Raw genomic sequence first — 20933 nt, forward strand, 5'->3', positions numbered from 1 at the left:
GTCTAGGGGCGGTCGCTGGCTTTTGAAGTCAAAAGCGGCTCCCCGCGCGCGTTCAACGCCCATGCCGACAGCCGCCAGCGCCGCCCCGGTCCGCTTCAACATCTCGCGCCGCGTCATCCTGCCTTCCATCTTCCGCTCGGGTTACGCCGTCCGCCGCGGCTAAACTGAAGTTATGGCCAACACTTCAGCTCGCGAGTGAACTGAAGTTATGGCTAACACTTCAGCTCGCGAGCGCGCCGCTCATTTGGCGACGACTTCCAGCACAGCGCGCAAGAGTTTTTCGTCGCTGGAACTCGGCCCGACCATGATATCGAACTTTCCGGGCTCGACCACGCGGCGCATCTCCTCGTCGAGAAAAGAGAGCTTCTCAGGCGTCAGGGTAAATTGCACGGTGCGCGTTTCGCCCGGTTTCAGGTTGATGCGCGCGAAATCCTTGAGCTCTTTGACGGGGCGCGTCACGGAGCTGACCTGATCGCGTATGTAAAGCTGCACGACTTCATCGCCAGCGCGCGCGCCCGTGTTGGTCACCTCGACCGAGACGGTGACCGGTTCGTCGGGCCTGATCCGATCTTTCGATAGCCGCAGATTGCCGTATTTGAACGTCGTATAGCTCAAACCGTGACCGAACGGAAAGAGCGGTTCTTTGCTCGTGAAAAGATATCCGCGTTTGGCCGAAGGTTTGTGGTAGTAGTAGACGGGAAGCTGGCCCACCGAACGCGGTATCGTGACGGGCAATCTGCCCGCCGGATTGTAATCGCCGAAGAGCACATCGGCGACCGCCGTGCCCGTCTCTTGACCCAAGTACCAGCCTTCGAAGATCGCAGGGACGTGTTCAGCGATGTAATTGATCGTGAGCGGTCGGCCATTGATCAAAAAGACGATGACGGGTTTGCCCGTTTCGACCACCGCTTTGACCAGATCGTTCTGGCGGCCCACAAGATCGAGGCTATCGCGATCGCCGAGATGATTCTCCGACCAACCTTCGCGCGACGTTTCGACGTTGTCGCCAACGACGAGGAGGACGACATCGGCTGCTTTAGCGACTTCAACCGCTTCGGCGATCTTGCGCGCGTCTTCTGCCGGATCGCTCAGACGCACATCGTCGTTCCACCAGTTCGGCTCGCCGCCTCTTTGCGGCACGCCGGCTGTTATCTTGCAGCCTTCGGCATAGAGCACCTTGATCGAGTCGCCGACCTTCCGTTTAATGCCGTCGAGGATGCTGATCCTGTAAGCGGGATAGCTGCTGTAACCGCCGAGTTCGACGCGCGCCGCGTTCGGTCCGATGACGGCGAGCGTTTTGATCTTGTTGCGGTCGAGCGGGACGAGCCCCCCTTCGTTCTTCAGCAGGATGATGGCTTCGTGCGCAGCGCGCAGGGCCAAGGCCCGATGCTCCGGGCTTTCGCTGATGCGTTCCGCCTCGTCAGGGTCAACATACGGGTTCTCGAAGAGTCCGAGGCGGAACTTGGCTTCGAGGATGCGTGCGACGGCGCGATCGATGAGTTCGACCGGGATCGCTCCGCTCTTCACCTGTTGGACCAGCGTGCTGTAAGTTTGAACGAAGGGGAGTTCTATATCTACGCCGGCTGTCAAAGCCTTGCGCGCCGCTTCCGCCGGATCGGCGGCGACGTGGTGGCGCGTGATGAGTTCGTTGATGCCGAAATAGTCCGAGACGACGAACCCCTTAAACCCCCACTCGCCGCGCAGGATCTTGCCGAGCAGCCACCGGTTGGCGTGCGATGGGATGCCGTCGATCTCGTTGTACGAAGCCATGACGCTCATCGCCCCGGCCTCAGTGACGGCTGCTTGAAAAGGATAGAAGAACTGCTCGCGCAGGATGCGCTCAGAGTAATTGGCCGGAGCGATGTTCGTCCCGCCTTCCGGTTGCCCGTGTGCGGCGAAATGCTTGAGCGTCGCGATGACGTGTTGGCGATCTATATTCGGCCCTTCGCCCTGAAAACCGCGCACGGCGGCCACGCCCATGCGCGCGACCAAGTATGGATCTTCGCTGTAAGTCTCCTCGATCCTCCCCCAGCGCGGTTCGCGCCCCAGATCGAGCACCGGCGTGAGCACTTGATGTATGCCGCGCGAGCGCGCTTCGCGGGCGGCGACTGTGAAGACTTCGCGTACCAGATCGACATCCCATGTGCTCGCGAGCGCGATCGCTTGCGGGAAACTGGTCGCGTCGGGCACAGCCAGTCCATGCAGCGCCTCTTCGTGAAAGATGGCCGGGATGCCCAGCCGGTTATGCTCGATGATGTATCGTTGGAGTTGGTTGGTGAAGACGGCTTGTTCGCGCGGGCTCTTCCTCTTGGTTGGCCCGCTCTGATTGGGTAGATCCGGCTCCATCCCGATCGGGCCGCTGATCTCCCCGATGCCGTAGCGGAGAAGCTGCTGCAAGCGCTCGCTCGGAGCGAACTCTCCGCGCGCGTTCATGAAATCTTGTGAACTGGTGGCGACCCAGAGAGATTGCAACTGGGCCACTTTCTCTTCAAGCGTCATGCGCGATAGCAGATCCTTCACCCTGCGTTCGATGGGAAGTTGCGGATTGCGATAATCCATCTGCTCCTGCGCTTCGATCGCGGGCAGATGAAGGGTCGTGATGATCAAACAGAGAAGCATCGCGATTCGTCTTCGCATCTTTCTCGCTCCGGACTCGATTCGTGATTTTGGATGATGATCAACAAGGCCACGCCGCGAGTGGCTCTCCGACGTGGCCCTTTTCCCTTGAACTACACAAAGCGCGATCATTTGGCGAAACTCGAGCGGTCACTCCAGAGTGAATTTGCCGGTCAACCCGCCCACCATGACCTCGAAATCGCCCGGTTCGACTACCGGCTTGCCGTCGAGCCCGATGAACGCTAGATCATCGCGCCGTAGCCTGAAGGTGAGCGTTTTGCTCTGGCCCGGTTCGAGATGGATCTTGGCGAAACGCTTCAGGCGCTTTCCGGGCGGAGTCAAGCTTGCGACGAGATCGCGCACGTAAAGTTGGACCACCTCTTGACCGGCGCGCTTGCCTGAATTGGTGACGGTGACGCTCACTTCGAGCTCTTCATCGCCGCGAAGGCGCGCCCGGCTCAGCCGCAGATCGCTATAAGAGAAGGTCGTGTAGCTCAGCCCGTGACCGAATTCGAACTGCGGTTTGAAGGGCACGTTGCCGAAGCTCGTCGCTTCGGTCTCGAAAGCTTTGCGATCGTAGGTAACGAGCGCGTTGGGCGCGCTCGGATAAGTGAAGGGAAGTTTCCCACATGGATTGAAATCGCCGAAGAGCACATCGGCAATCGCTTGCCCGCCTTCGTTGCTCGGATTATAAGCCATGACGATCGCTTGCATTTTGTCGGCGATGCGACTGATGACGCGCGGGCGACCTTCGACTAGAACGAGCACGATGGGTTTGCCCGTCGCCGCAAGCGCTTCAGCGAGTCTCAATTGCGGCTCGCCGAGCGTTAGATCGGTGATGTTGCCAGGGGTTTCAGCATACGATCCTTCGCCGAGACAGAGGATGACCGCATCGACGTCGCGCGCCGCGCGCGCCGCCGCCGCGATGTCAACCTCGACATCTATGTCGGTCGGCGTCGCGTTCGATGGCCCACCTTGGGCGCGCACGATCTTCGTGCCGGGAACGTAGACGACGTTCGATCTTCCCACTTTGGCCTCGATCGCTTGGCGGATCGTCAATTTGTCCTTCGGATAGAGCGATTCTTCTGATCCTTGCCAAACGTAGGTCCATCCGTTGTTGAGCGGGATGAGCGAATCGGCGGTCGGCCCGGTCACTAGCACCTTCGCGCTCTTCGACAGCGGAAGCAAATCCTTTTCGTTCTTCAGCAACGTGATAGATTCGCGCGCGGCCTGCAGGCTGAGCTGTTGGGCCTCGCGCGATCCGAGCTGATTGCGAAGCGACGGATCGGGGAAAGGATTGTCGAACAGTCCGAGATCGAATTTGACGCGCAGGATTCTGCGTACCGCTTCGTCGATGCGCGATTCCGGCACCGCTCCCTCTTGCACGAGTTGCAACAGCAGATCGCTGAAGCTGTAATCGCTCGGCACCATGCTCATGTCGATGCCGGCCATCACCGCCATGCGCGTCGCTTCCTTCTCGTTGGCCGCCACGCGCCATTGCGAGACGAGCTTCTTGATGTCCTCCCAGTCGGAGACGACGAAGCCTTGAAAACCGAGTTCGCCGCGCAGAACCTCGGTCAGCAGATGCCGATTGATGTGGCCCGGGATGCCGTTGACCTCGGCGGAATTGATCATCACCGTGTGCGCCCCGGCCTGCACAGCGGCGGCGAAACTCGGGAGGAAGTATTCGCGCAGGTAATGCTCGGGGATCCACGCTGGCGTGCGGTCGCGCCCGCTGAGCGGGAAGCTGTAACCGACATAATGCTTCATGCAGGCGGCGACGTGCTGCGGCGACGAGATGTCATCGCCTTCCATCCCGCGAACATAAGCGGCGCCCATGACTTTAGCTAGATACGGATCTTCGCCGAATGTTTCGTAAAAGCGCGGCCAGAGCGGTTGACGCCCAATGTCGAGCACGGGCGAAAAGCTCCACGGGATGCCGGCGGCGCGCGTTTCGCGGGCGGCGACTGCCGCAAGCCGCCTCATCAGCTCGGGATTCCACGTGGCGGCCATGCCGATCTCTTGCGGGAAGAGCGTCGCGCCTTGAACGTAATTTGCCCCGTGAATGGAATCTATGCCATAGATGACCGGAATGCCGAGGCGCGTGCGTTTTGTGGCGACCTCTTGAATCTGGCGTATGATCTCGTGCCACTTTTCGATGGGCAACGCTTGGTCGCGCACGTTGAGGATCGAGCCGACGCCGTATTCTACAATCGCCTTTTCGAGTTTGGCCGGATCGATGCGCAGATCTTGATCCCTGCCCGTCGTCACCATGCCGATCTCGAGCTGCGTCATCTGCCCGATCTTTTCGCGCAGCGTCATGCGTTTGAGCAGCTCTTCGACGCGCTGCGCGTTATCGCGTTTGGGTTGCGGCGCGCGCGCGATCCTTTGGAAGAAAACCTCGCTATCGAGCAGGTCTTCGGCGACCGGGTCGGCGGCTTGTCTCGCTCTAGCCGTCGAGTGGCGCGTGTTAACTGATGGGAAGAGCGTGGATTGGAGACAGAGCAAGAGGATCAGGGCGAAAGATAGTTTTCGTCTGTTCATGATCGAGACAGCGTGCAACGGATTACGATTCGAATTGGAAGAGCGCCGACAAATTTATTACATCCGGCGCGGGAGTTCAAGACTTTTTTCTAGAAACAAACAAAGCCGCGCAACCTCGCGCGGCTTCGATCGTTCGAGAGTACCGCAGCTCAGAAGGCCTCGACCAGCGACCGCACTCGAAGCCGATGCCGAACGTCTTCGAGTTGGACCGCCTGCGACGGGCGAAAGATGACTTCGACGGGCTTGCCCGGAAGCAGATTGAAGTAGTTATCCGAAAACCTGCCTTCGACGCCATCGAGCGAAAGGTAGACGGCGCGCGCCAGTTTATCGGTCGAGAGTTTTATCTTAAACCCATCGCGCGCCATTTCGGTCTCGACCGTTATGTTCGGTCGGGGCAGCGCGAGCTCTTTCGGCTTGCTGAAGAAGAGTTGGTTCTCCGAGAGCGCCTTGCCGTTAGCGATGAGCTCGCATTCGACGAAGACGCGCTTGGGATCATGGCCTTGCAGCAAATCGCTCTTGGCGACGGTCAAGTAAACTTTGCTCGCAAGCGGCGCAATCGTCACGTCTTGGCGCATCTCGCGCAGCGAATTGCCGTCAAAATCGAGCAGTCTGACGAGAAGTTGACCCTGGACGGGCGTCGTCCGATCCGAGACGATGTAGATGGCGATCTGCCCTTGCTCCTCGTGCGGGCTGACGAGGACCGGCGAGTAGAAGCGTCGCGCGTAGTAGTGAAGCGCCTTCCAGCGTCCGAAGTAGTCTATGCTGGACCAGGAAGCGACGGGCCAGCAATCATCTATTTGCCAGTAAAGCGAACCCATGTTGCGCGGGCGTATGCGGCGCAGATGTTCGGCTCCGATCTTGATCCCTTCGGCTTGCAGCACTTGGCTAACGTAGAGGAAGGAGTCGAAATCTTTCGGCGGCGGGTAATCGCGCAGCATGTACTCGCGGATCAACTGGTTCCCGCGCGGGTGCTTCTGGTGGGCCATCATGACGGGCGATTCGATGTTGCGATCTTCGGAGAGCGTGTAGGCGCGGACCGTCTCGATCTGCGGGAAGGATTGAAAGCCGTACTCGCTCATGAAGCGCGGGAACTGTTTTTCGTATTCGGAGAACGGCGCCGCCGCGTGCCACACGGCCCAGTAGTGGACGTCGCCCATGCGTTGCGAATCGGGATCGTCTTCGAGATTGGAACTCGGCGAGCTGGGCCAGTAGGGACGCGATGGGTCGAGCTTGGCGCAAACTTCGGGCAGGATACCGTGAAAGATCTTCAGGTAATCGTCCCAAAGCTTGGCGGGCAACTTCTCTTTCCATCCCCAATGTTGCCACGCCGTTTCGACTTCGTTGTTGCCGCACCACAGGACGATGCTCGGATGGTTCCTCAGCCTTTTGACTTGATCGATGGCTTCTTGACGCACGTTCTCAAGGAAGGCTTGGTCGCCCGGATACATGCTGCAGGCGAACATGAAATCCTGCCAGAGCATGATCCCCATCTCGTCACACAGCTCGTAAAAGTCATCGCTCTCATAGATCCCCCCGCCCCACACGCGCAGCATGTTCATGTTGGCGTCGCGCACGGACTCGATCAGATGCCGGTAGCGTTCGCGCGTGATGCGCGTCGGGAAGCTATCGGCTGGGATCCAGTTGCCGCCTCGGGCGAAGATGGGGACGCCGTTGATGACGAACTCAAAACTTTTGCCCCACTGGTCCGGCTTTTGTCTTAGTTCGAGCGTGCGAATTCCCGTGCGCGTTTGCGCGCGATCGAGGAGGCGATCGCCGGAAAGCAGGCGGACGCGAAACGTGTAGAGGTTTTGCGGCCCCATCCCGTTGGGCCACCACAGGGCCGGTCTGCTGATCGTAAAATCGAGCTTCGCGAGATTGGACCCGGCGTGAAGCGAGATCTTCTGGCGCGCGGCGATTGCCTTGCTCGTCAAATCGTCGAGGATGATCGTCGCTTCCATGTCCGTATCGGCGACGATCTCGATCTCCGCCGCCAATCGAGCGAGATCGCGATCGAGCCCTTTCAACGGCAGATAGAGATTGGCGATGCGCGCGCCATCCCACGCTTCCAAGCGGACGGGACGCCAGATGCCGCTCGTCACAAAGCGCGGGCCCCAATCCCAGCCGTACTGGTACGGTGCCTTGCGCGTGAAGGGGCTGGTCTTCTCGCCCTGATCGTTGACGGCGGGAAGCTGGTAGTTCATCTTCGCCATGATCGGCAAGACTTCGTTGATGGGCGAGCGGAAGAGCACGTGCAACGTGTTCGGCCCGGGCTTGAGCGCTCTTTTCACATCGACGCGCCACGTGCGGAACATGTTGTCCGCTTCGAGTATCTTCTCGCCGTTGAGCGTCACGGTCGCATATGTGTCTAGCCCTTCGAAGACGAGTTCAACGTGCTGACGGGCGAGCGTTTCGGGCGCCACGTCGAAGGTGGTTTGATACTCCCAATCGGTTTTGCCGATCCACTGAAGCTTGCGTTCGTTGTCGCGGTAGAAAGGATCGTCGATCAGTTTATTGGCGAGCAGATCCGTGTGAACGCAACCTGGAACGGTCGCCGGATGCCAGACGCCTTTTCCGGCTTCGCGAAACTGCCAGCCGCTGTGGATGGTGAACGTCAATTTCTCGGCGCCCGGCGCAGTCCGGACGAAAGCGTAGCAGGCTAGGCTCAAGACGATGGCGAGCGTCGTCACGTTGGGGCGAAGCGGGTTAGTTTTAGCGGGTTTTGAACTCATGGTCCTGTTCCTCGGGCGTTGGGTATTGATTTCGGCTTAGTTTGTTGCTAATAGAAACCAGTATGACGGACAAAAGAGCCTTCCCAACCTGTGCCGCAATAACATTGGCGATTTTCGCCTCTCTGTCAACCCTTTTGTTCGGCGCCGAAGCGAACGCGCAAAATGGCGTGAGCGCCGCGCGCTTCGCCCGCCTGCGCCATGGGATCAACTTGAGCCATTGGTTCGCCCAATCGCTCATCGGCAGCTACAAGCGCGAATATCTCGCTTCGCACACGACCGCCGAGGACATCAAGCTCATCAAGGCGATGGGCTTCGATCACGTCAGGCTCTCGATCGAACCCGCGCCGCTTTGGAACGAGAGGGAGCCGGAGAGGCTCAATGCCGAATATTTGAGCTATTTGGACGCGGCCGTGCGGATGATACTCGATCGCGATCTGGACGTCATCTTGGACATCCATCCGGCGGACGAATTCAAGATCAAGCTGCGGACGGACGATCGGCATGTGGCGGCCTTTGCGAAGTTCTGGGGAGCGTTGGCGCGACATTTTGCGCATACTGATCCGGAGCGCGTCTTCTTCGAAGTGCTCAACGAACCGATGGTCGAAGATGGCTACCGTTGGATGGGTATTCAGGCGAAGCTCGTCGCCGCCATCCGCGAGAGCGCGCCGCGCCATACGATCATCGTTTGCGGGCATCGCTGGTCCGGTCCGAACGAACTGCTCTTCTTGGAGCCGCTGGCGGATAGAAACGTCATCTACAATTTCCACTTCTACGAGCCGATGGTCTTCACTCATCAAGGCGCGACGTGGGCCGGGCCTAATCTGCCGCTTCTGCGAAACGTGCCGTATCCTTCGACGCCCGAAGCGGTAGCGCCGCTTCTCGCCTCGCTCACGGATGCGGCGGCGCGCGCAGCGCTGCGCGCTTATGGCGAGGAGCGGTGGAACGCCGCGCGCATCGAAGCGCAGATCGCGAAGATCGCTGACTGGGCCAGAAAGCACGGCGTGCGCGTCACGTGCAACGAGTTCGGCGTTTATCGTCGATTTGCGCCGCCGGAGGCGCGCGCCGCCTGGCTGCGCGACGTGCGAATGTCGCTCGAAAAGTACGACATCGGCTGGACGATGTGGGACTATCAGGGCGGCTTCTCGGTCGTCAATAAAAGCGGCGGGCGCGCCGTGCCCGATGAGTTGACTCTCGCCGCCTTGGGGTTGGCGGGGGCTGGGGCGCGTTGATCTTCACACGCTCGGCGTCCCGGTCCGGCCCGCGAGGCTGGCGACGACGGCGATCAGCTCGGAGGGATCGACCGGCTTCGGGATATGGGCTTGGAATCCGGCGAGCAAAGCGCGTTTGCGATCTTCCGAACCGGCGTAAGCGGTCAATGCTGCGGCTGGGATGTTTCCGCCACGTTCGCGTGGGAGCGCGCGCACCTTGCGTATCAACGCATATCCATCTTCGCGCGGCATGCCGATATCCGAGATGATCACGTCCGGAGTCGCGCTTTCGATCGCCGCCAGAGCTTCCTGCGCCGAAGAGACGGCGATCACCTCGGCGCCGTGCCGTTCGAGCGCGACGGCGAGCAACTGACGCGCGTCCGCCTCATCTTCGACGACGAGCACGCGAAGCCCGTCGAGCGCTGGCGTGACGACCGAAGATGGGCCGCTAGGCGCGTATCTCGTCTCTTTATCGCTCGCCTCGCGGTGCATGATCATGATCGGCAGTTGGACCGTAAAGGTCGCGCCTTGTCCTTCGCCGGGGCTGTCAACGCGCACCGTCCCGCCGTGCAATTCGACCAAGTGGCGGACGATCGCTAAACCCAATCCGAGTCCGCCATGCGCTCTCGCCGTCGTCGCATCGGCTTGACGGAAGCGGTCGAAGACGAAAGGCAAAAAATCAGGTTTGATCCCTTGTCCGGTATCGCTGACGGCGATTTCGACGTGGGAATCGACGCGTTCGAGGCGAACTTGAATGCTTCCGCCTTTGGGCGTGAATTTGATGGCGTTCGAGAGCAGATTCCAGAGAACCTGCTGAAGGCGCGCCGGGTCACCTAAAACCGGGCCAGCGAGCGGATCGAGCACCACTTGGAGTCGAAGCGCTTTGGCTTCAGCGGCTGGACGCACTGAGGCGATCGTCGCTTCGATGACCGAGGCGAGATCGACGGGGCGTGCATCGAGTCGCAGTTTGCCCGTGATGATGCGCGAGATGTCCATCAGATCTTCGATCAGTTGGGATTGGGCGCGGGCGTTGCGTTCGATCGTTTCGAGCGCTTCCCTCGTCGTCGCCTCATCGAGCGCGCCGGTCAAAAGCATGCGCGACCAGCCGAGGATGGCGGTCAACGGCGTCCGCAGTTCGTGCGAAAGGGTCGCCAGAAATTCATCTTTCAATCTGTTGGCGGTGCGCAGCTCTTCTTCGATCCGTTTGATCTCGGTGATATCTTGGCAGATGATGATGGCGGTCGCCGGATGGCCGTGCATGCTGGGCAGTATATCGGCGTAGATCAGGAGCGAGCGTTTGCCATATGGCGTGTGCCAATCCATCTGGAATCCTTCCAATCGCTCGCCGCGCGCGACCCGCGCGCCCGGTAGTTCATCTGCGGGGATGCGTTGCCCTCGCGCATCGGTGCATGGATATCGAAGGTAGTGCGCGTCGGCGTGACCATCTCTAGAGATATTGTTGCCGCTCATCTCGTCGGCGGCGCGATTGGCGAAGAGGACGCGCGCCGAATTCGGTTCGACGAGCAGGATGGGGATGGGAGCGAGGTTGAGCAGGTATTCGAGCCATCTGCGCTGATTGGCCAGCGCCTCTTCTACTCTCTTCCGCTCGGTGATATCGCGGGCGATCTTCGAAATGCCGATGATGCGACCCTTCTCGTCTTTGACCGGCGAGACGGTGAGCGAGACGTTGACGAGCGCGCCGTCTTTGCGCAAGCGCGCGGTCTCGTAATGCTCTATGTGCTCGCCGCGTTTGATGCGGAGCGTGAACTCCGCCGCCTCGTCTTTCCGATCCAGCGGAAGCAGTCGCGTGATGTGCTGGCCGACGATCTCGTTCGCCGCATAGCCGTACAGCCTTTCGGCGCTCGAATTCCAACTGACGATCGTCCCATCGAGATCGATGCTGATGATCGCATCGTCGGAGCTTTCGATGATCGAGGCTAGCTGAAAGAGCTTCGCTTCCGCGCGTTTGCGCTCGGTTATATCTTGAAAGGCGATGATCGCGCCGGCGACCCGTCCCTCTTTGACGATCGGGGTTGAGGAACAGAGGACGGGAAATAGGCTGCCATCCTTACGCGCGAAAGCGTCTTCGTGATTATGCAATGTCTTGCCCGAGCGCATGACTTCGAGGAGCGGGCAATCCTCTTCGGCGATGGGGCTGCCATCAGCGCGTTTGTAGTGTATGAGCTCGTGCGCGCACTTCCCGATGAGTTCATCTCTGGACCAGCCGAGCATCCGCTCAGCCGCCGGGTTGATGAAGACGATCTTCCCCGTAGCGTCCGTCGCGTAAAGCCCTTCCGCCGTGTGGTTGATGATCGCGCTGATGAGATCTAGCTGTTGCAGATTTTCGCAATCGAGATTCATGATCGACCTGCGCCGATGCGCCACTTGAATTTACGGCTCTTGGCGGTGAGCCTCGAAGTCTTTCGGTTTGATGATCAAGGTGAAGCTGCAGATCTCGATCTTCTCATCGGGCGATATGGCCGTCGGCTCTTCGCGCGGGATCTCGCGCCCGTTGACGAGGGTCGGATTACGCCCTTTCGCCGTGAGCCAGAAGCGCCCTTGATCGTCGCGCGACAGGATGGCATGTAAGCGACTCACTTCCGGATCGCCCGTGATCGGCAGATCGACCGCGATGGAGCGCGATCCGCGTCCGATGCTGATCTCCGCCTTGGTGATCGGGACGATCGCTTGACGTATGCCGTTTCGCCAGATCTCGATCGAATAGAGCTCGATCGGGCGTGGGCGCACGATGGTGGTCTCGCTCTCTGAGCTGCCGAGGTCGCTCTGAAAGCTTTCAGTCTGTGCGATTTGTTGACGCGGCAGAACGGTCGTCCTGCCAGCTTCGGTCTCGTCCCAGATCGGTTGCACGCGGAATTCGCCCTTGTTGAGCGTCCCGTCGACGCGCAGTTCCACGACGAACGAGCGAGTCGCGAGCTGCGTTCGTCCGCTCAATTCCCGTGCGCGTTCGGCTAGGATGTGACGCAAGCCCTGTTCGAGTCCGCGCCGTTTATCTCCGCGCCACTCCTTGTCGTCTTCGTTGCTCAGATAGACGATGTACTCGCGCGGCAGATAGGTCGGGCCGCCCGGAGGCGTGAACATCTCGCGCTGCATCACCGCCTCAACTTCGCGCGCGATGCGGATGAGGAACTCTTCCCAAATGCGCTGCGGGCGTTTCCGTTCATCCAACTCCGCCAACGAATCATCCAGATCCGCGCCGTCGATCCAACGTCGAATAGATTCGAGCAAGCCCATGATTTTCCCTCCCAACTCATTTCGGCTGGAGATAATTGCCGTTGACCCATCCGCGATCCGCCGATGTCGGGTCCTCTTTCGGGCGACCGTGCTGGAGGATGATCACTTCGACCCAATTGTTCTTCGCATCGAGCACGCGCACGAGCGATCCGCGTTCGGCAAGTCCGACGCGCGGATAGCTCGCGCCTGGACCAGAACGCAGATTGATGTCGGTCGTCGCGACGAGCTCTTGTCCGATGGACGACCTGCTTTCGGCTCCGGCGGCGAGGCGCGCTTGCCGCCATTGACTCACGTAGCTGTGCGTCGCGAAGAGCAGAGCGACGAACAAAGCGGAGAAGAGCAAGCTAATGGTCCAGTTGAGAACGCGCCGCCGAAGATTCCGTCCGATCGGTTGAAGATCTGTCTCATCGACCTGCGCTCCCGCCAGTGCCTGCACCCTTTGTGGGCGCGAGCTTGTCTGCGCGGCTACGGGGACGACGATGCGCGACGGATGAGCGTATCGTTTGAGCTCCTTTTCTCCTTCATCCAAAGCGGGAGCGGCAATGACCGTCCGCTCATCGGCAAGCAATCTCGTCGGCGCGTTCTCATCGGCCATTCGAACGGCAGCCTGTAGTTCTTGCCAAAATTCGGTGACCGATTGATAGCGCTCCCCGGGATCGGTTTGCGTCGCGCGTTCGAGGACGCGCAACACGTCTGCGGCCCACGCTTCATCGGCGATGTTTTCGGGGAGTTTGGTGATCGGGCGGCGCGAGAATTCGCGCGGGGCGCGGCCTGTTATCAGCATGAAGGTCGTCTTCGCCAGCGAGTAGACATCGGCTGCCGGAGTCAGATGATCGCGGTTCGCGCGCGCGAGCGCATCGAGAAGCGTCGTCTCGCCGTTCGGATTATGTTCCGGCGCCGCGTAGATCTCCGTTCCGACCTTCGTGATGGCGCCCTCTTGCATCTCTATGAGCTTGATCTTCGCGACGCCGAAGTCGGCGATCTTCACCGTTCGTCGGTCTTCGGTCAACAGCAGGTTGTGCGGTTTGATGTCGCGATGGATGACGCCGCGGGAATGCGCGTGGGCTAAGCCGCGGCAGATCTGTTCGAGATAGAAGAGCGCGTCTTCGATCGGGAGCGGGCGCTTGTTGCAAAGCTTGGCGAGATCGCCGCCGGGCAGATATTCCAAGACGAGATAGTGGAAGAGATGGCCTTCGAGATCGAGCGCCACCCCGTGGCCCAGACGGCTGATGATGTTCGGATGGCGGACGCGATCGAGCGCTTCCGCTTCGTTTCGGAAATTCTCGATCAGCGTCCGTTCGAGTTCGGGATCGGGCTCGCCTTGCAGATGGGTGTTCAACGCTTTGATGACGACCTTGGGCGGAAGATCGCCATTCGTGCGGACCACGCGCGCGACGAAGATCTCGGCATAGCTTCCACGCCCTAAGCATTCTAGGATGTCGAAGCGATCATCGAGCCGACAATTTTCCAGCTTCAGTTCGCTCATCTTCCCATCCCCTCATGGCGAGGCGGTCGGCGCTTCAAAGCGGTCTAACTCGTTCGCTCTCTGTAGAGCCTGCTCGATGGCGCGCGAAGCTTCTTCGATCGCTTTCGAATCGCGCGAGCGAAGGGCCGCGGCGGCGGTCAATAGACGCGCTTCTATCTCCAGCGAATGATCGCGCGCGCCCCTCCTTTCTTCAAGAAGCGCGATCGCGCGGCGGAAAGCCTCCATGGCTTGGGCTTGATCGCCGGAGAGCAGCGCCGCGCGTCCGAAAAGATAGAGGAACTCAGGATCGTTAGATGCGAGCGGCTGCCCATCGGTCGCTTGGGTCATGCGCGCGAGCGCCGCGCGCGGCGCGCGATCGACTTCGCGCGTCAGGCGCTCATATTCGACCGCCGCGGCATCCCCGGGCGCTGCATCAGGCGTCGGATTGGCCCACCGATCGTATCTCATTCCGGCATAAAAGGCAGCGGCGGCCATCGAGCCTAGAACGAGCAACAAGATCATCGAGCGCGCCGCCTTGCTCAATGCGCCGATCCTTTTCCTCTCGATACGAAGTTCGCTCGCCTGAAGGTTAGCGCGCGCTCCTTCTGTTTCGCCCCGGTCGTCGGCGAGGGGGACGGCGATGGTGCTGATGCGCGGGCGTTGATCGGGTCGCGCAAGCTCTTCTGTGCGCCCCGGATGATCGATTGTTCGCCCCGGGCGAGCGCGCCTTTCGCCGAAGCGCACGATGACGGCTGTGAGATTATCTTCCGCGCCGCGTTCATAGCAGAGTCGCTTCAGCTCATCGCAGGTCGTTTGAAGATCGCCAGCGCGCGCGAGCAGTTCGTGAAGTTCGTCGTCCGAAATGTGGCGCGTGATGCCATCCGAGCAGAGCAGGAAAGTCGTCCCCTCTTCGACTTCGATGGTTTTGGTATCGACTTCGACGAGCGTCTCGGCGCCGAGCGCGCGGTTGATCACGTTACGAGCAGGATGGGCGGCGGCCTCTTCAGCCGTCATCCGTCCGGCGCGCACTTCGTCTTCGACGATGGTGTGATCTTCGGTCTCGCGCCGAAGCTCACCCTTCGGCGTGAGGCGGTAGAGGCGTGAATCGCCGACATGCCCGATCGTCGCGCGCTGATCGTCGAGATGAAGGGCGACGATGGTCGTCGCCATCATGTCGATCTTCGAGTTCTCCGCCGAGAGGCGGTAGATGCGATCGTTCGCGCGCTGGATGGCGATCTCCATCAGATCTTCCGCGTCTTCATCGGGGCGTTTGTCGCGGAAGGCTTCGACGACCGTTTCGACCGCGATGCGCGAAGCGACTTCGCCCGATTGTGCGCCGCCGACTCCATCGGCGACGGCGAAGATGCGGTGCGCCATGTCGATGAGGAAGCTATCTTCGTTGACCGGACGCTTTTCGCTCAGGCCGCGATCGGTGATCGCGGCTGCCTCTAGGCGCATTGTCGCCTCTCTCTTCATTGGACCGCCTCCAACACGGAAGGCTTTTCGCGCTTGACGAGGCGAGGCAGCGTCGCCGCTTCGCGCGCGTTGCGGTGCGAAAAGGCCATCAACATGCCGAGCATAGCGAAACTCGTGATCAAGCTGAAGCCGCCGTGGCTAACGAAAGGCAGCGTGATCCCGGTCATCGGCAGCGCGCGCGTGATCCCGCCGATGTTGACGATCGCTTGCAGCCCGATGAAGGCGGTCAATCCGGCGGCGCTGAGCTTGGTGAACATGTCGCGCGCTTCAGCCGCCGTCCTGATCCCGGCGCTGACCAACACGAAGAGCAGGAGCAGGACGATGGCCCCGCCGATCAAGCCCAATTCTTCGCCGATCGCGGCGTAAATGTAGTCCGAATCGGCTACTGGGATCACTTCCGGGAAGCCCAAACCGAGGCCGCGTCCCGTCGCGCGCCCCGATGCGATGCCGAATAACGCTTGTGAGGGTTGGAAGGCGAGCCGGTCAAACCAAACGTCAACGTTCACCGCGCGCCGCATCATCGGACTCTGTGCGGCCAGTTCGCGCATGCGCGGATCTTCCGCGAGCGCCTCTTGATAGTCCCGCTGCCACCAAGGTGTCTCTGGCGATGGCGGATCGAACCCATCGAGCCACAGATGAAATCGTTGTTTGATGCGATCCGGCAGCACGGCTTGCACCGGCTGGGCCAGCGTTGGAAGTAACGGCACGCTCTCTTGCACGTCGCGCGGCAGCGCGCCGACGACAAGGATCGCGATCGCCAAGACGACGGAGCCGACCAACGCGAGCGCTTGTGGCCACCGGCGCACGGCGATCAGATAGAGCGTCGCGTAGACTCCGCTGAAGACGAGCATCTGCCCGAAATCTTTAAGGGCGAAGAACGGGATGAATGGGATCAGGGCCATCACGATGAGCGGAATGACATCGCGCGCGCGCGGCAAGCCCCAGTAAGTCTGGGCCAGATTCCGATAGTAGGCTGACAGTATCCCGGCGAAGCCGATGAGGAAGGGGATCTTCGCTGGTTCCCACGGCGTCATTTTGCCCAGCGCTTTGCCCGCTTTCGATGTCGCGATGGCGGCGGCGAGCGGGATGAGTGTCAGCAGCACGATCGAGAAGCTGTTCCGCTGCGCCCACGCGAGAACGCGCTCATCGACGAACAACCGATAGGCGATGGCGAAAGCGAGGAAAGCGAGGAGCGGAACCCAAGTGTAGCTCGAGGTGAGCACGTCAACTGCCGTGATGTCCGACCGGCGCACCGGGCGCGAGATGATCTGCTCTTCGGTGACGTCGGGCGGAAGGCCGAGCATCATCTTCTTCTCGGCATCATAGAAGTGAGCGATGTAGCGTTCGCGCATCGTCTGCATCTTCTGCGCCCGCGCTTCCGCTTTGTTATGCGCGCCGTATTCGGGATCGCTGTAGAGCCTATACTGGACCACCATGCCGATGGCAAACAGAGCGATCGCCGCCGTGTAGAGCGCCCACTGCCCGGCGTAACGCATGGCGCGCGAAAGCCACAGGAGCAGGACGCCGAGCGGCACGAAGAGCAGAAGGTCGCGCACGCCGCTCGCCACCGATGGCGCATATCCGCGCAGCAACGCCGCGCGATAGACGGCGAGGTATCCGAGCGACTCGAGTGCCGCGATCAGCAGGATGATTATCAAGTGTGAAGATGCACGGTTCTTCATCTTCGTGATCCTCAGGCTCAAGCATGGCCCGCGGCGCGCCTCATCCGATCGCTTCGCGCGCTTCAGCGCGCAGCGGCCCTCTTGCCGCTTCTCGCCCTTCTGTTCGCGCCGGATTGAGCGTCGCTTTGCGGCAACGGCCCGAGCAGGCCCAAATCTCGCGCTTTGGCGACGAGCGCGGCGGCCACCGGGGCCGCGGCGCGCGCGCCATAGCCGCCGCCTTCGACGATGACAGCCATCGCGATCTGCGGGCGTTCGAGCGGCGCGATGCACAGGAACCAGCTATCGATCCGCTTCTCGGGCGAGATCAGCACCTGTTCGTATTCGCGGATGATGCGCCCCGTGCGGTCGCGCTCGTACTTTTTGACGGTCACGGGTTCGCCCGTCTTCGGATCGTAAACCGGAACGTCTTTCTGCGCGGTGCCGGTCTTGCCACCCGTGGTGATGCCCGCAGCGGTGAGCGCAGCGAAGACACGGCGCGCCGTTCCTTCTGCGCCCATGGTCACGCGCCCCATGATCGCGCGCATCTCGGCGGCTTGTTGTGGCGCGACGACCTGCGCGAAGGTTTCCGGTGGCCGGTCCAGTTCTATTTTCGGTTTCATCAGCTTGCCTTCCAGATTAGCGATCGCCGAAGCGGCGAGCGCCATCGCAAAAGGCGTCATCTGCCCGGCGTAGCCTTGGCCGAAGCCGATGAGCGCTAGATCATATGGGCGCATCCGATCGGCAGCGACGATGGTCGCTTCGCGCGGCGCTAGCGCGCGCGCGATTGCCGAAGAGCTCGCGTTCCAGATCTCGGGCTGCTTTCGCCCGCGCAACGCATCATCAGGATTGTCGTAAACGCCTATGCCGAGCGCGCGCGCCGCTTCGCGGATCCTTTGCGGGCCGAGTTTTACGGCTAATTGGGCGAAGTACTGATTGCAAGAGACCTCGTAAGCGCGGGCTAAATTCAACCGCCCGTGTACCTCGGCGGGGCCGCCGTCATCGTAGATCGGTCGCGCCCCGGGTTGCGCGTAATAGCCGTTGCTGCTACAGACAAACTCGGCATCTTGCATCCCGGCGCGATATGCCGCGAGCATGATGATCGTTTTGAAGGTCGAGCCGGGGATGTAATAGAAGCTGAGCGCGCGATTGACCAGCGGACTATCGCGCTTGTCGGCGTCCAACCTGATCCACGTCGCTTCGTCTTGCGCGTCCTTGACGCTATATGAAGGGTTGCTGTACATGGCGAGCACTTCGCCGGTTTGCGGATTGAGGATGACGACCGCGCCGTGGCGCCCGCGCAGTTGCTCGACAACCGCTTTTTGCAGTTCGCGGTCGATAGTCAAACGAACGTCGAGCGTCGCCGGTTGGCGCAGGTTGCGCTCGAGCGCCACATCTATCGCTTCCGGAAGCGCTCCGCTTTCGACGCCGAAGAGCGCTCGTTCCAATCCGGGATCGCCTCGGTCGGTGCCGAGCAGGTGGACCGTCGCTTGGTCCAGCGGATACTCGCGCACGATCTGGCCGCGTTCGTCGCGCCGGTAAAGCGCCAGCGCGCGTTCGAGCTGTCCCGTGCGATCCAAGATCCATCCGCGCAGGGTCGATTCAGCCAGTCGCCTGTTGCGCAGGTCTTTGTAACTGAGCGCTTGAAACTTTTCGTCTTTCTCCGCAGCGTAAAGGGCCCAGTAGATGTGGAAACCGAAAACGGTTAACATCAGCGATACGAAAGCCAGCCGAAAGGCATAGACGCTGCGATTAGTCGCCGTCGCGCTCAAACGCTTGCGAACTTCATCGGGCAGATCTTCGGGAGCGATGGCGGTGAGCGGATCGCGCGTTCGCTTCGTGCGCCGTGCGAGCGCCAACAAAAGAAGTAACGCCACGAACGCCAAACCGCCAGCGTAGATCAGGCTCAAAATGGCCGGCCATCTTTCCGGTATGAACAGAAGGAGCGGATTCATCCTCGATGAAAAACGTCGGAAGCGGTCGGCAGCTGCCACCGAACGCTGGTTTCAGCGGTCCTCTTCGGACGATGCTGCGTCCGCTCGATGAGCGAGGCGTCGGAAGCGAACCTCGACCTCGCCGAAATTGATCACGTCGCCTTCTCGAAAGGCGCGCGCCTCACCATAAGCAATACGTCGCCCGTTGATGTAAGTTCCGTTGGTCGAGCCGGCATCGGAGAGAAGCAGGCTGCCTTCGCGCGTCATCGCCATCGTGGCGTGGATTTTGGAGACGCTCGGATGGCGCAAACATAGATCGTTGTCGGCGGCGCGCCCGATGTCGATGCGCTGGCCGCCGGGAACCATGCGCAGCGATGTTTGCTGTTGCCCTTCGGGTGAGCGTATCTCGACCACCAGCACGATCTCCTCTGTCGATTCGGCTGGAGTTTCGACTCCTCCTTCGCGGAGGCGGCGCGCCTCTTCTTCGAACTCGCCGAAGGAAGGATCAACCGTGATGCCGGTCGTAAAGATGTCGGCGACGACTTCGACGCGCACCGGGGCGAAGGTGCGCAACCGCTGGTCGTTGATGTGATCGATGGCGGCGGTCAGGATCTCCTTCTTCAACTCTTCGATGAGGTCATCGGGGGCGCTCGAATGCATGCCCCACTCGATCTTGAGCTTCATGACGTGCGGAGCAAGCCGCCCACGATGCGCATCTTCGACCGCGCGTTCATCGATCAAGCGGCGCATGCGCTCGATCAGACGCGAAGTCGTCAATGCAGTTGACGTGTTAGGTTCGAGGCCGAGGCGACGATCTAAGGCTGCACCTAAACTTTCGAGCGCGCGATGGAGCAGACGTTCCACCAGCGTTTCATCGCGTCTTGCCTCTTTTCTCTCGTTTTCGTCCATTTGAACTCCTCGGAAAAGGGAGCGCCCATTTTGCGCTCGGGAAGATGCAGCTATTCTAGCCGAACCGCGCGAGGCCCCTTGCCTGCACGCGCGCTCTACCAACGGGAAGATGCAGCTATTCTAGCCGAAGCGCGCGAGACGAAGGAAGCTCGCTCCCGAAGCCGCGTTGGCGTACCGCCTCATAGAGCACGATGCCGGCGGCCACGGCGACGTTCAAGCTTTCGACTGGCGGGCGCATAGGGATGCGAACCCGCTCATCCGTCGCTCGCCGCTCGTCCGCGCTCAAGCCTTCAGCTTCGGCTCCGAGCAAGATGGCGCATGGCGCGCGCCAATCGAACTCTGTGTGCGAAACTTCTGCGCGCGGATCCAGAGCGACGGTGCGAATGGCGTGAGTTCGACACCAGGCGAGCGCCTCATCCAAGCGCGCGCCGGTCCAGATGGGCAAGCGCAAGCTCGATCCCATCGCGCCGCGTAAAGCTTTGGGCGAGAGAAGATCGGTCGTCCCTTGCGTAGCGATAAGGCCGATGGCCCCCGCCGCTTCGCTTGTGCGCGCGATCGCGCCCGCGTTCAATGGATTATTGAGTCGATGCAAGATGACGATGAGCGGCACGTCAGAACGAGCCTCGTTACGCGCTGCGAGGCATCTTTCGAACTCGTGGCGATCTGTCTGGGGACGTCGAGCGAGCAGGATAATGCCTTGCGGCGTTGCGGTATCGGCGACTGAGGCGAAGATATCATCACGCACGATCCGCATCTGTGTCGCTTTCGCGCGCAGTTTCGCGATGAGTTTAGCTATCTTCTCATCGGCAAGCGTCGATTCTGCAACCAGCAATTCTTCGATCTTCGTTTCGGAGCGCAACGCCTCTTCGCAAAGGCGAGCGCCTTCGATGAAGATTAGATCGGGCTCTCTCCCATCGCGCACGGCGCGCGCCAGTTTCAGCATCTCGTTGTTCCGGCTCGTGATGACCCTAAAGTGCATGATCCGAAGTTTAATCGCACGCTCGAACGAAAGCCAATCGGCAAAACCTGTTGCCACATGATTTCGTATAAACTAAAACCGCTCATTCGGATGGCTATTTCAAGATGGCGCGTCAAAGGAACGTGTGAGCGTGCGGCGCTCATCTAATTATGCTCGTTCTTCA

Annotated in this window: 12 protein-coding genes; 1 reads left to right on the forward strand and 11 read right to left on the reverse strand. The window is 60.7% G+C overall.

From position 1 onward, the window contains the following. Positions 1-240 precede the first annotated feature (240 nt). The 3 genes from PYK22_RS15815 to PYK22_RS15825 form a co-directional block, all read right to left on the reverse strand. Positions 241-2637: a glycoside hydrolase family 3 N-terminal domain-containing protein gene (locus PYK22_RS15815; protein ID WP_041979371.1), complete on the reverse strand. Its 2397-nt coding sequence runs from the start codon at positions 2635-2637 to the stop codon at positions 241-243. A gap of 129 nt (positions 2638-2766) precedes the next feature. Continuing rightward, a complete protein-coding gene (locus PYK22_RS15820; RefSeq protein ID WP_083437940.1) occupies positions 2767-5160 on the reverse strand; it encodes a glycoside hydrolase family 3 N-terminal domain-containing protein in 2394 nt (797 codons plus the stop codon). Between the two features lie 149 nt (positions 5161-5309). Next, positions 5310-7889: a beta-mannosidase gene (locus PYK22_RS15825; protein WP_083437941.1), complete on the reverse strand. Its 2580-nt coding sequence runs from the start codon at positions 7887-7889 to the stop codon at positions 5310-5312. Positions 7890-7951: 62 nt separating this feature from the next. On the opposite strand from PYK22_RS15825, the gene PYK22_RS15830 reads away from it, so the two are divergent. Next, positions 7952-9118, forward strand: a complete 1167-nt coding sequence (locus PYK22_RS15830; protein WP_083437942.1) for a glycoside hydrolase family 5 protein — start codon at positions 7952-7954, stop codon at positions 9116-9118. Between the two features lie 3 nt (positions 9119-9121). Here the strand turns inward: PYK22_RS15830 and PYK22_RS15835 are convergent, their stop codons facing one another. The 8 genes from PYK22_RS15835 to PYK22_RS17075 all read right to left on the reverse strand — a co-directional run bounded on the left by PYK22_RS15835 (position 9122) and on the right by PYK22_RS17075 (position 20734). Continuing rightward, the gene (locus PYK22_RS15835) at positions 9122-11458 is read right to left on the reverse strand and encodes a hybrid sensor histidine kinase/response regulator (protein ID WP_157770934.1); all 2337 of its coding nucleotides are present in this window, start codon (positions 11456-11458) and stop codon (positions 9122-9124) included. Positions 11459-11488: 30 nt separating this feature from the next. Further along, positions 11489-12349: an FhaA domain-containing protein gene (locus PYK22_RS15840; RefSeq protein ID WP_041979373.1), complete on the reverse strand. Its 861-nt coding sequence runs from the start codon at positions 12347-12349 to the stop codon at positions 11489-11491. A 16-nt stretch (positions 12350-12365) separates the two neighbouring features. Further along, a complete protein-coding gene (locus tag PYK22_RS15845; protein WP_041979375.1) occupies positions 12366-13835 on the reverse strand; it encodes a serine/threonine protein kinase in 1470 nt (489 codons plus the stop codon). Positions 13836-13847: 12 nt separating this feature from the next. Then, on the reverse strand, positions 13848-15290 hold the full coding sequence (locus PYK22_RS17065; protein ID WP_060635794.1) for a Stp1/IreP family PP2C-type Ser/Thr phosphatase: 1443 nt from the start codon (positions 15288-15290) through the stop codon (positions 13848-13850). Next, positions 15287-16972 (reverse strand): FtsW/RodA/SpoVE family cell cycle protein, encoded by a 1686-nt coding sequence (locus PYK22_RS15855; protein WP_157770935.1) that lies wholly within the window; start codon positions 16970-16972, stop codon positions 15287-15289. Before PYK22_RS15855 ends, PYK22_RS17065 begins: the two co-directional genes overlap by 4 nt. A 62-nt stretch (positions 16973-17034) precedes the next feature. Further along, the gene (locus tag PYK22_RS15860; protein ID WP_041979380.1) at positions 17035-18903 is read right to left on the reverse strand and encodes a penicillin-binding transpeptidase domain-containing protein; all 1869 of its coding nucleotides are present in this window, start codon (positions 18901-18903) and stop codon (positions 17035-17037) included. A gap of 51 nt (positions 18904-18954) precedes the next feature. Further along, complete coding sequence (locus PYK22_RS17070) at positions 18955-19791, reverse strand: FHA domain-containing protein (RefSeq protein ID WP_060635796.1); 837 nt, start codon at positions 19789-19791, stop codon at positions 18955-18957. A gap of 115 nt (positions 19792-19906) precedes the next feature. Beyond that, positions 19907-20734: a TrmH family RNA methyltransferase gene (locus tag PYK22_RS17075; protein WP_162199873.1), complete on the reverse strand. Its 828-nt coding sequence runs from the start codon at positions 20732-20734 to the stop codon at positions 19907-19909. Positions 20735-20933 lie beyond the last annotated feature (199 nt).

It is taken from the genome of Pyrinomonas methylaliphatogenes, from assembly GCF_000820845.2.
Classification (GTDB): domain Bacteria; phylum Acidobacteriota; class Blastocatellia; order Pyrinomonadales; family Pyrinomonadaceae; genus Pyrinomonas; species Pyrinomonas methylaliphatogenes.